This is a genomic window from Psychrobacter aquaticus CMS 56 (assembly GCF_000471625.1).
In the GTDB taxonomy this organism is placed as follows: domain Bacteria; phylum Pseudomonadota; class Gammaproteobacteria; order Pseudomonadales; family Moraxellaceae; genus Psychrobacter; species Psychrobacter aquaticus.
The window spans coordinates 157,593-170,243 of the sequence record NZ_AUSW01000030.1; the positions used below are offsets into that span (position 1 = coordinate 157,593).

The following is a 12,651-nucleotide window of genomic DNA, read 5'->3' on the forward strand; positions in this document are numbered from 1 at the left end:
GTTAACGTTCTACTGGGGTAAATTTTATGAAGCATCTGTCACGCTTGCGAACAGCCAGCGAGGAAAATTTACCCCAGTAGAACACAATTAATAGTTGTGATATTTTTATTCTGGATTGACTATATTTTTAGAACGTTACCTCACTTTTTTCGCATTTTTATCCATTGAGATTTGATCGTTTATTATGATTATAGACATTATCGGTGATATTCATGGCTACGCAGACAAACTAACCGGGCTGCTACAGCAGTTGGGCTACCTTCACAATGGCCAACACTTTGTGCCACCAGCTGGTCATCGAGCGTTATTTATTGGTGATTTGATTGATCGTGGCCCGCAGCAGGTCGCCACCTTGGAGATCGTCTTTGCCATGTTGGATGCTGATGTGGCCGATGCCATAATGGGCAATCACGAGTACAATGCGCTAGCCTTTGCCACGCTTAATCCCCATAATGCCAAGCAGTATTTGCGCTCACACAATGAAATACACGTGCGCCAACATGAGGCGTTTTTGGCCGAATTGCCATTTGGTTCAGACGGTCATAAATATTGGCTACAGCGCCTTTATGAACTGCCGTTATGGCTTGAGACTGACTGTGCGTGCTTTGTACATGCCTGCTGGGATGTTGATAGCATGGCGATACTAAAGCCATTATTGACAGAAGCTAATCGCCTAACACCGCATGGGCTGATAGTCACTTCTCAAGAAAACACTGCACCGTTTGACGCGCTAGAGCGGGTATTAAAAGGCGTGGAAACGGCGCTACCTGATGGGATTGTGATGGTCGATAAAGAAGGCACCAAGCGCACACGAGTCAGGGTCTGTTGGTGGCTTGAGAATCTGAACAAACGCACGTTCTATGAGGTTGCACGAGCGCCGTTATCCGCATTGGCACAAATTCCGAGTGATGTGCTGGCTGAAAACATCGACTTTGCTCTTAAGACCGATAAGCCTGTGTTTGTCGGACATTATTGGCTGACAGGTACGCCAGAGCCGCTTAGCCCTCAAGTCGCTTGTACCGATTATTCGGCAGCGGTAGATAGTGGTTATCTTACTTGTTATCAGCTCGATACTGAGCGACCTTTGCCATTAGCGCCCAGTGACTTTGTGCAATACCGTCACGATATGGTTGATTCTAGATAAACGAGGTACAACTGTTATAACGTGCTGCTAAATAAATAAAACCAGCGCTATTCATCGCGCTTTGTGATTAAAAATCAAACTTGACTTTACGAAGATGGCAAAATTTTTGTATGATGGTCTTTTTGAGGATATCACAGCATGAGCACTACATCGGCCACTATGTCAGCTACCATCGATACCGTTGAGCAAAACGAACCTATCACTTCTCCTGCTGGTCAACCCAAAGTCGGTATTATCATGGGCTCGCAATCCGATTGGGCAACCATGAGCGCGGCTGCACAGTTGCTAGCAGATTTTGATATTGCTTTTGCGTGTGAAGTGGTTTCAGCCCATCGTACTCCTGACCGATTGTTTGATTATGCCAAAAGTGCGAAAGATAATGGCTTACAAGTAATCATCGCTGGTGCCGGCGGTGCCGCTCATCTGCCTGGTATGTGTGCCAGCCAAACGCCGCTACCGGTCTTTGGTGTACCAGTCAAATCCTCTATGCTCAGTGGTTGGGATAGCTTACTGTCTATCGTGCAGATGCCTAAAGGCGTTGCTGTTGGGACGTTAGCGATTGGTACGGCAGGCGCTTATAATGCTGCCCTCCTTGCTATTCAAGTCCTCGCTTTGCATGATGAATCAATCGCTACTAAGCTGGATAATTTGCGCAAGGCACAAACCGAAACCATTCTTGCCAGTCCAACGCCCGGCATCATTAATGTTTAATTATCAACGATTGTAGCGAAACTCATCAATAGCAATCATTTGAGTGGGAATGTTCTTAACTTGATATTTGTTTTTAAATGGGTTTTACTTAATACAAGCGTAATATAAGGTGCCTATAGTGCACCTTTTCCTATTTTGATAGCGTCATCTTTAAATTTTGATACACCAAAAACCTTATTCATTTTCATTCAAAGAGCCTGCCATGACTACAGCGAACGCTTACCCCGTTACCCAAACCATTCGTACCATCGGTATTTTAGGCGGTGGTCAGCTTGGTATGATGCTTGCCGAAGCCGCCATGCCACTAGGCTACCAATGTGTGTTTTTAGAAGATAGCGCTGACTGCCCTGCTAGCCTATACGGTCGTGTCTTTCATAGCGATCAATTGGAAGACTTCATCGCAGCAGCAGACGTTTTCACCTTAGAGTTCGAAAACACACCGACGGTGACAGTTGAACAGCTTACTAATCTCTCAAAATCAGGTAGCAAACAAGGCATGTTTCCGCCGCTTATTGCCCTTGATATCGCTCAAGACCGCTTAAAAGAAAAGCAGATGTTCAATTCGCTTGATATCGCAACCGTACCCTTTATGGCAGTCAATTCTGAAGCTGAATTGCAGCAAGCCTGTCATGAATTGGGACTGCCTATCGTCTTAAAGACCAGCCGCGGCGGTTACGACGGCAAAGGTCAGTTTGTGATTAGACAAGATAGTGATATCAAGTCGGCATGGCAAGATCTTAAAGATGCGGTTACGGGTGAGGGCTCACTAACGCCAACGCCTGCCCCTTTGATTGCCGAAGGTTTTATTAACTTTAGCCGCGAGCTTTCTATTATCGCTGCACGCGCACAGAATGGTCAGGTTCGTTGCTATGATTTGGTCGAAAATCATCATCATCATGGTATTTTGGCCAAGACCCAAGCACCTGCGGTTGGGACCAGTCACTTATTTCAGCAAGCAACCGATGCCATCACCAAGATCATGAATCATTTGGGCTATGTAGGCGTCATGGCGCTAGAGCTATTTGTGACCAAAGATGCACGCGGTAATGACGCGTTGCTTGCTAATGAGATTGCCCCACGGGTACACAATTCTGGACATTGGAGCATTGAAGGGGCCGTCACTAGCCAATTTGAAAATCACATTCGTGCCGTCGTCAATTTGCCACTAGGCGATACCGATAACGTCCACCCAGCAATTATGCTCAACGTCTTGGGACAATACCCTGACATCAGCGCCGTGCTAAATATCGATGGCGCACATTATCATAGCTACCACAAGGCTGAACGTGACGACCGTAAAATTGCTCATATTACCTTGATGCCAAATGATGTGGCTGACTTGGAGCCTGCTTTGGCCAAACTTATCGCAGTATTGCCCAATAAAGTGGGTCTTGATAAAAAGTCGACTACTGCTGATAATCAACAAAAAGCATTAGATATTCCTACTTCTACTGAAGCTGAAAAATCCTTAGTAAACACTAAAGTTACGGAAGTTATGGAAGTTACCAAAATTATTACTGGCGACAGCCAAAAAGATAATATGACAAATGCTCAGGCAAAAGTAAATAAGGCTAAGAAATAATGCAGATTTGGGTGGATGCGGATTCAGTGCCATTAATAGCCAAAGACTTGATTATCAAAACCGCTGAACGCACACAAACCATGGCGATATTCGTCGCCAATCAGCCGATTAAACTGCGTAAATCACCGCTGCTCGTCATGACCGTGGTGCCGTCGGGGTTTGATAAGGCAGATGATTATATCGTAGAGCAGATACAACCAGGCGACCTTGCTATTACCAGCGATATCCCTTTGGCCAATGATATTTTGGACAAAGGCGGCATGGTATTGACGACACGCGGTATGGTCTACGACAAAAACAACATCAAGCAAAAGCTCAATATGCGCGACTTTATGGATACCATGCGTGGCACTGGTGTCCTAGAGCTGCAAGAAATGAGCGGACAAAAACCTTACGGCGACCGTGACAAAAAAGCGTTTGCCGATGGTTTAAACCGCTTAGTACGTTAATGTCTTTTATAATTAAAATCTGACATTGTGATGTGTTACTGCTCCCTTCCTACCTAAACCAACCCTTTGCTTCCTTGCAAACGGTATACACTCTATAACCAAAAACTATGCAATCGGCACGTATCATCACGAAGCGTGCCGCCTATTCTTGTTACGCTGTGGTCAGTTTCTAAAACAAAGACACTTTTTAGAACATCGACAACGTATATAACAATAGGAATGACTATGAAAATTTTAGTAATTGGCGCAAGTGGTCGCGTAGGTACTGAACTGGTTAAGCAATTATTAGCAGATGACCATCAGGTTATTGGAACCACACGTCAGAAAGAAACTTTATTTGACGATGATAATTATAGCCAACTCGATTTAGATCTCACTGCTGAAAAAGACGCCATTCAAAGCCAAATCGACAACGATATTGATACGGTGTATTTTGTGGCAGGTTCTGGCAGTAAGGATGTCTTAGAAGTTGACTTACATGGCGCGATTAAGACCATTCAAGCAGTACAAGATAAAGGTATCAAGCGTTATATCATGCTCAGTGCCGCATTTTCATTAGACACCAGCAAATGGAACACGCCTGGCATTGCCGACCTAAAAGACTACTATATCTGTAAGCATTATGCCGATCAATGGTTAGTCAATAACAGCACACTTGACTATACCATCGTACAGCCAGGTGCGCTAAAAGAGCGTGCAGGTACTGGTAAGATTGCCATTAATGATGGTGATTCTGGTGAAAACTCAATCGAAGACGTCGCAACCACGTTAGCTGCTGTACTGAATGCCAGTAATACCATTAAGAAAGCCTTTAATATGCACAATGGTGATATCGACATCGCCGAAGCCATCGCTACTGTGTAAATCTACTAACGATAGATGAAATTCGAAAAAATTAAGGGTTAAAAATAGAATATAAAAAGGCCACTTATCCCTCAGCCGAGTTAGAATAAGCTGAGGGATAAGTGGCCTTTTGTTGTATCGAGTTTTGAATCAGAGCAGATTAAGCCAAACCGCTAGGAAAAGGAATGACGGCTTCTAAGCTGCTAGCACCTGTGATTACCATCAGTAATCTGTCTATACCAACTGCAATACCGCTACAAGGTATTAAATCATCAGATGCAGCAATCAAATGCTCATCTACTGGCATTATTGGTAAATTGTGACACTGACGTAATTGGTTATCTTTTTCAAAGCGCTTCCTTAACGCCTGTCCATCTGCCAGCTCATCATAAGCATTGGCAATCTCAACACCCTTGATATACAACTCAAACCGCTTCGCAATTTCATTGCCCTCTTTATCAAGCGCCGTCTTTGCCAATGCCGCCGTGGCAGGCGGATATTCTATGATTAGCGTTGGCAAATCGTGACCCAAATTTGGCTCTACCGCGTGACTAAACAGCAAATCCAACCAGCTTTGGCGACGCTCTTCTTCGCTATCGTTGGCACAGCTGGCCTCGCTGTTAAAATCAAACCCAGTCACGCCCTTGTCTTCTGCCACCGCTTGTAGGGCAGCAAGACTCGCTGTCAGCGGATGTATCCCAACAAAATCCATAAAGGCATCGACATAACGATAGTGATTCATCACGATGGGATGGCCATACAACATCTCTAACAACTCACCTACCTCCGATGCCATATCGGCCAAGCTATAATTTGGTTGGTACCATTCGAGCATGGTGAATTCAATATTGTGCTTTACGCCTATTTCATTGTCTCGGAACACAGGACAAATCTGATAGATAGGCACTTGCCAGCTGGCCAATAAACGCTTCATGGCAAACTCGGGCGAAGTATGTAGATAGTAAGTACGGGGTTTATCTTGATAAGTGACTTGCGCGGCAACTGACTGCAAAAAAGTGTCAGTATTACCTGCTTGTGACAGTAATGGCGTCTGCACTTCTAACACTTGTCGCTCAGTAAAAAACTGGCGAATGCTACTGATAAATTGCGCACGCTGCTGCGCCATGGTAAGTGACATGGTAGGTGCATAATTTGGTTGATAAAAAGAAAGATTGGTTACTTGGCTCATTATTATCTACTACAATTATCAAATGATAGGTTTCTGAACTGAGTCGATACTCAATGAAATGGATACGCGACCCTATGGTACGAGACTGGTACAAATTTTCTTGCTTGCTGTGCTTTTGCAGACAGAGACTACAAAAAATTTACCCCAGTCTCGCTGACTCTTTTTTGTATTGACCTAACTATATAAACTGAGTTTCTAAATTATATTAAAACTGCCATTCACGGCGTAAATGATAATCGCGTCTTAATCCATCAAAATCAGTGCCATTTACTTGGCCATCTATTGTCTTATTTCTCAATGCCGCATCGTCTTGCATGATGTCATAAAACTTGATCAATCTATCTGGATGCGCTTTTAATTCTGACCATAAAAACATATTGAGTGGTAATAGCGCGTGCATAGATTGAGTCGGTGTGACTGTCAATTTTTCACATAGCGCATCATAGATAATTTGCGTACCACGCAGCTTACCTTCTAATGTATAGCCAGCGATATGCGGTGTGGCGATGGCAAGCTTAGACAGTAAACCTTCATCAATCTGCGGTTCATGCTCAAACACGTCGAGGACCACTTGCCGCTTCGTACGCTCAATATCTGCTTCAAGATCGCTTGCATGAATGACAGGCCCCCGTGCGCTATTAATCAGCATGGTCTGCGCTGGCATCATTGCCAACGTTTCTGCATTGATGAGATGACGCGTTGCATAGTCGTCATTAATATTCTCAGCTTCTTTTGCACTCTTAGCTTTTTTATCCGTACTCTTTTTGTCCGTGAGCGGCACATGCAAACTGACCACGTCACTTTGGCTAAGTACCTGCTCAAAGCTGGCATTATTCATATTTGACGCGGGTAACAATGGATCATATCCCAATACTTGCCAGCCCAACTCGCTTGCATACTTCGCAAGTGTGCTGCCAATATTACCAAGTCCAATAATACCAAGCGTCATGGATTGCTGCCAACACTGCGGGCGTAGGGCCAAAATAGCGGTCAATACATACTGTGCGACAGAGTGCTTACTACAGCCCGCCGCATTGGCAAAAGTAATATTATGCGTCGCCAAATAATTTTGATCGACGTGGTCTGTACCAATGGTCGCAGAACCCACAAACTGCACACTCTGATTATTAGCTAATAACGCCTCACCTACTGGTGTCACAGAGCGTATGAGTAACACATCAGGTTGCAAATCTGCGAGTAATTGCGCATTGATATCACGTCCAGCGACGCTGACAATATTCACAGACTGCGTGGAGGTTTGCCCCAGCATCGAAGGATTAAAAAATTCGTCTAAGCTGGCGATATTGCTATCGGCCACAATAGTAATATTTTTGATAGTATCCATCCTGCCCTTCATAATGTTTACAGTGCTTTTTAACGCTTTTTTTGCATCACTTTTTTATTTTGAACTGACTATCGTATCTACACGAATCAATATCTACCTGCATATAGTCAATTTAAAATAAAAGTGGTACATACGGTCATAATGTTCTACTGGTATAAATTTTCCTCGCTGGCTGTTCGCAAACGTGACAGATGCTTCGCAAAATTCACCCCAGTAGAACCGCACTCTTTTTAAAACGGATCGACTATAGTTGCTCTGGCTTATCAGTTATTGGCAGGATTTGGCTATCGAGTAACACCTCTTCCTGTGGCGCAAAGATCTCATTTTTACGCTGCGATATCCATTCGCGCCATACCGCCAGTCCGATAGCCAACACCACAGGACCGATAAACAAACCCACAAAGCCAAAAGCCGTTAAACCACCTAATACACCAATGAAAATGATAATAAAAGGAATTTTGGTCGCGCCACTAATCACAATAGGACGAATTAAGTTATCCACCCAGCTGATGACCAAAACGCCCCATAATGCCAAACCAATTCCTTCTACCGTATGACCTTGGCTTAACAACCAAATGGAGACACCGCCCCACACAAATGGCGTGCCAAATGGAATCAATGCGATGATAAAGGTAACAATGGTCAATAAGATGGGACTGGGCGCACCAGAGAAATAATAACCGATGCCCGCCAGAAGTGCCTGTGCCAGTGCCGTCAAACCAATGCCATATACGACAGCGCGTGTGGTCGTACCCACAGAGTCAATATAACCATCGATGCGATTGCCAATGATGTTGCGTAACGCTTGACGAACTTGGCGGACTAAACTGGTGCCGTCACGATAGAAGAAAAACAAGGTCATCAGTGCCATACCCAATTTGGCAAGACCACTAAACACAACGTCAAAAGCTATTTTGCCATAATATAAATGTGATTGAACCCAAAGGCGAAAGGTTTCGAGCGTCCCTTCAGGATTTTTATTGATTCTCCACAATACATCTTTGACTTGTTGACCAATGATAGGCAGCTCTTTAACAGAATTAGGCACATCCAAATAACCGACTTTAATACGATAGATCAAATTGCTGATGAGGCTCAGCGCTTCTTGCTGTAAGATAAAAACCCCAATGACCAACGGCACACCTATCATTAAGGATATGCTCATGGTCATAATAGCAGCGCTAAAACTTGGACTCAGCTTTACTTTTTCGTGAAAAAACTTATAAATAGGAAAAGTAACGTACGCTAAAATCGCCGCCCACAGTGCCGGCACAATAAAAAATTGTACGACTTGAAAGCATAATACAAATAATACAACCAATAAGGTAATGGCCAGCAAACGCTGAATAATAAATTCTTTTGTCCAGTTCTCAATCATAGCGTATAAACCAAAAGCAGACAGCAAAGGCCTATCGTGACTTTGCTGGCAAGTTTATAAATGTGTGATGAACGTCAACTTACAGACTGCGTCCATAAACTGTATTCATTAGCGAAGGTTGTAACTTGTAAATATATAGATTTTAAGTGCCTTAGGCATGTCAAATCAGTTAATAACGTAGCAGACTTACCCACTATCACTTTTATTAAAATAAGATAAAAATGAAGCAATTATTAGCCCTCATTATGCAATAAAATACGAGCATTATATAAGGCTATGTTGTAATTTTTACTTACAATTTTTTATATACAAGCTTACGAGACTATTACCCTAATGCATAGAGGGTATTGCATGCAAAAACAAGTATCTGAAGCGTTTTTTGTATTGACGCTCTAAACTGCCATCTTGAAAGGTAATTCACTGGCGCGTTCTATTTGTAGCGCCAATTGATGTTATACTAAGACCATTATTTTAAGTTTTTCAACACAGTTACGTTCGTTTGACCTCATTTGCTTTGATGGTTGTATAGACATAGAATTTTCAAAAAACAAACCAAAACCCTCTTTTATCGTCCTTCTCTAGACTATCATAAGATCTAACCTTTAGAGTGACGCCATAATTTTGGATATTATGCGTAAGCGTTGTATAGAAGTTTATGCAAAATTTAAGCGCATCATATTATGGGTTCAATATTAGAATCCGATATGAAAGCGTGTTAGTTTCGGACTTACTTTGATTTTATTTTAAATCACTACTGACCCACCAAATTTTACATACTATATCGATAGGAACAATAACAATGTCAAAAGACACTGATAATCCCAATATTAATACCTCACCTGAGACCAACAAAACCCAAAAATCACAAGAACAAGAAACGGTTACTTTTGCTTTGGCTCAATCCCATTTTTTAGTGGGTGATATCGCAGCCAATGTCGAAAAAATGCGCACCCTTGCCCTACAAGCCCGCGAGAAAGGGGCGGATGTCATTGTTTTTCCAGAGCTGGCCTTATTGGGTTATCCACCCCAAGATTTATTGCTACGTCCAAGCTTGTCAGGCCGAGTCAAAAGCGCCTTGTCTACCTTGAGTGATATCGACGATATCGTCATGATTGTCGGGTATCCGCATGTCGATCATCACGGTACTTTTAACTCTGCGGCTATCTTGCATAGTGGCCATCAAAAAGGCTTTTATCATAAGCAGGTTTTGCCAAATTATGGCGTATTTGACGAGCGTCGTTACTTCGACAAAGGTCGTAATCAAGTCTTGTTTGATTACAAAGGTATTACTATCGGCCTACTTATCTGTGAAGATTTATGGGAAAAAACCCCTATCGCTGAACTCAAAAAGCAAGGCGCTGATTTGATTGTTAGCTTAAATGCGTCACCTTTTGAAGTTGAAAAACAAGACAATCGCAAAACGATGCTTGCTAAACGCAGCCGTGAAAACAATTTGCCTATCGTCTATGTCAACGCCGTTGGTGGTCAAGATGATTTGGTGTTTGACGGTGGCTCTATGGCGGTACAAGCGGACGGCAGCGTTGCCCACGAAGCGCCGCGCTTTATGAATCAGTTGCTATTGGCTACTTTAGATGTCAAGACAGCCAAATTTGACAGTCAGTCTAAAGCGCCATTAACGCTGAGCCGTGAGTCAGAGATGTATCAGGCATTGGTCGTCGGTCTACGTGACTATGTCAATCATTCAGGATTCTCTGGCATTATCGTTGGATTGTCAGGTGGTATTGATTCTGCATTAACCCTATGTATCGCCGTCGATGCTTTGGGTGCGGACAAGGTATATGCGGTTATGATGCCGTATGAATATACCTCGCAAATCAGTTTAGAAGATGCGCAGGCTCAAGCCCGCCGTTTGAATGTTTCTTATACAGTGTGCCCTATCTTTGATGCCGTTGAAGGCATTCGTCATACGCTAGCGCCCTTATTTAATAAATCGCCTGCCGACACTACCGAAGAAAACATCCAAGCACGCGCTCGCGGTGTTGTTTTGATGGCACTGTCCAACAAGTTTGGTCATTTGGTTATCACCACTGGCAATAAATCAGAGTTGGCAGTTGGCTACTCAACATTATATGGTGATATGGCTGGCGGTTTCGATGTGCTAAAAGACGTCTATAAATCACAGGTTTATAAATTAGCAAGCTATCGCAATCGCTTAGAAGACACGCCTGTCATCCCTGAGCGCGTTATCACTCGTCCGCCGTCAGCCGAACTACGTCCAGATCAAAAAGATCAAGACAGCTTGCCTGACTATGATGTGTTAGATGGTATTTTGATGTCATATATCGATGAAGATATGGGCTATCAAGACATCATCGATAAAGGTTTTGATGCAGATATGGTCGCAAAAGTTATCCAGATGGTCGATAATAGCGAATACAAACGTTTGCAATCACCAATTGGTACTAAAATTAGCCAAAAAGCCTTTGGCCGTGAGCGCCGCTACCCATTGGTGAATAAATGGTCAATAAAAGGCTAATCGTTTTGGCGAGCCTAGCTTTACTTTTTTACAAATAATCGAACTTTTATGATTGGCTGGGAGCTTTCCCAGCTTTTTTAGTTTCTATAAACCAAGTTTTAACGCCAAGCTGTTATAAATAACGCTTTGAGTTTTATCCTAACCCACTCACTTTATCTCCTCACTATACTTTTTATCCTCACATTTTTTTCGAGACTGTCATGAGTTTGCTAACCGCTAGTGTCTTTCTTCTGTTATTACTTGCGCTAAGCGCCTTTGTTTCCGCTGCCGAAATTGCAATTGCCGCGGGTCGCAAAATTAAACTACAAATCATGGCAAAAGAAGGCGAGGTTCGGGCATTTGACGTCCTCAAAATGCAAGAGCATCCTGGTAGTTTTATCACTGTCGTCCAAGTGGTCTTAAACGCAGTTGCGATTTCGGCAGGTGCGGTGGGTGAATCAGCTATTAGTCCTTATTTGCAAATGCTGGTGAATAATGAAGCCGTATCATCCGTGATATCATTTATTCTAATCACAAGCTCATTTTCCTTGCTCGCCGACTTGATGCCCAGACGTTTGGCCATGTCAAATGCTGAGATTGTCGCGGTACGGCTTGTACGACCAATGATGCTACTGATTTTTATATTTAAGCCCGTGATTTGGGTGTTTGATGGCGCTGCAAATATTCTCTTTAAATTTTTGGGTATCTCAACCATACGCCAAGACGACATGACGCCAGAAGATATTTATGCCGTCATGGATGCGGGTGCCGAAGCGGGTGTGCTCAAAAAACAAGAACACCATTTGATAGAAAACATCTTTGATATGCAGGAACGTACCGTGACCTCGGTGATGAATCCACGCGAAAACATCGTTTACTTCGATACCAGAACCAGTAACGAAAAAGTAGTCGAGGTCATGATTGAACAGCCGCATAATAAGTTTTTGGTCTGTCATGACGATGATTTAGAGCACATTATTGGTTATGTCGAGTCACGCAGCTTTTTGGCGTTGGTTCTGAACCAACAAGAGGTTAGCTTAACCGACAAAGCCCTACTAAAACCTGCGCTTTTCGTTCCTGATACCTTGTCTTTGTTTGAAGTATTAGAGATGTTTAAGTCTACTGGCTCTGACTTTGCAGTCATTGTTAATGAGTATGGCATGGTCGTAGGCATCATCACGCTTAAAGATGTAATGAGCATCGTCATGGGTGAGCTTGTGACATTAGAGGAGCAGCCTATTGTCCAGCGTACCGATAACTCTTGGCTGATTGATGGCATGACCCCAATCGAAGATGTGGTTCGTGCTTTGGACATTGTCAATTTACCACGCAGTCAAAACTATGAAACCATTAGCGGCTTTATGATGTATATGTTACGCAAAATTCCCAAAAAAACCGATACTATCGAGTATGCCAATTATCGATTTGAAATTATCGCCACCGACAATCTTAAAATCACTCAGATGCTGGTGACCAAGTTTGAAGACATTACATAAAAACCTTTATCTATAAATATCTGTATAGCTATAGCATT

Annotated in this window: 10 protein-coding genes; 7 read left to right on the top strand and 3 right to left on the bottom strand. The window is 43.1% G+C overall.

Annotated elements, in window-relative coordinates; all coding sequences use genetic code 11:
- The first annotated feature begins 184 nt into the window (after positions 1-184).
- The 5 genes from M917_RS08370 to M917_RS08390 all read left to right on the top strand — a co-directional run bounded on the left by M917_RS08370 (position 185) and on the right by M917_RS08390 (position 4,750).
- Positions 185-1,144 (top strand): metallophosphoesterase, encoded by a 960-nt coding sequence (locus tag M917_RS08370; RefSeq protein WP_021814372.1) that lies wholly within the window; start codon positions 185-187, stop codon positions 1,142-1,144.
- A 138-nt stretch (positions 1,145-1,282) separates the two neighbouring features.
- Positions 1,283-1,855 (top strand): 5-(carboxyamino)imidazole ribonucleotide mutase, encoded by a 573-nt coding sequence (purE, locus tag M917_RS08375; RefSeq protein ID WP_021814373.1) that lies wholly within the window; start codon positions 1,283-1,285, stop codon positions 1,853-1,855.
- 202 nt (positions 1,856-2,057) lie between these two features.
- Complete coding sequence (locus M917_RS08380; RefSeq protein ID WP_021814374.1) at positions 2,058-3,437, top strand: 5-(carboxyamino)imidazole ribonucleotide synthase; 1,380 nt, start codon at positions 2,058-2,060, stop codon at positions 3,435-3,437.
- A complete protein-coding gene (locus M917_RS08385) occupies positions 3,437-3,886 on the top strand; it encodes a YaiI/YqxD family protein (RefSeq protein WP_021814375.1) in 450 nt (149 codons plus the stop codon). Before M917_RS08380 ends, M917_RS08385 begins: the two co-directional genes overlap by 1 nt.
- A 225-nt stretch (positions 3,887-4,111) precedes the next feature.
- Positions 4,112-4,750 carry an NAD(P)H-binding protein gene (locus M917_RS08390; RefSeq protein WP_021814376.1) on the top strand — a complete coding sequence of 213 codons (639 nt, stop codon included), beginning with the start codon at positions 4,112-4,114 and terminating at the stop codon, positions 4,748-4,750.
- Between the two features lie 139 nt (positions 4,751-4,889).
- On the opposite strand, the gene epmA is transcribed toward M917_RS08390, so the two are convergent.
- The 3 genes from epmA to M917_RS08405 form a co-directional block, all read right to left on the bottom strand.
- A complete protein-coding gene (gene epmA, locus M917_RS08395; RefSeq protein WP_021814377.1) occupies positions 4,890-5,918 on the bottom strand; it encodes an EF-P lysine aminoacylase EpmA in 1,029 nt (342 codons plus the stop codon).
- 205 nt (positions 5,919-6,123) lie between these two features.
- Positions 6,124-7,254, bottom strand: a complete 1,131-nt coding sequence (locus tag M917_RS08400) for a 4-phosphoerythronate dehydrogenase (protein ID WP_040642406.1) — start codon at positions 7,252-7,254, stop codon at positions 6,124-6,126.
- A gap of 253 nt (positions 7,255-7,507) precedes the next feature.
- Positions 7,508-8,641 carry an AI-2E family transporter gene (locus tag M917_RS08405; protein ID WP_021814379.1) on the bottom strand — a complete coding sequence of 378 codons (1,134 nt, stop codon included), beginning with the start codon at positions 8,639-8,641 and terminating at the stop codon, positions 7,508-7,510.
- A gap of 799 nt (positions 8,642-9,440) precedes the next feature.
- Between M917_RS08405 and M917_RS08410 the strand changes: the two genes are divergently transcribed.
- Positions 9,441-11,138: an NAD+ synthase gene (locus M917_RS08410; RefSeq protein WP_021814380.1), complete on the top strand. Its 1,698-nt coding sequence runs from the start codon at positions 9,441-9,443 to the stop codon at positions 11,136-11,138.
- A 200-nt stretch (positions 11,139-11,338) separates the two neighbouring features.
- The gene (locus tag M917_RS08415) at positions 11,339-12,613 is read left to right on the top strand and encodes a hemolysin family protein (protein WP_021814381.1); all 1,275 of its coding nucleotides are present in this window, start codon (positions 11,339-11,341) and stop codon (positions 12,611-12,613) included.
- Positions 12,614-12,651 lie beyond the last annotated feature (38 nt).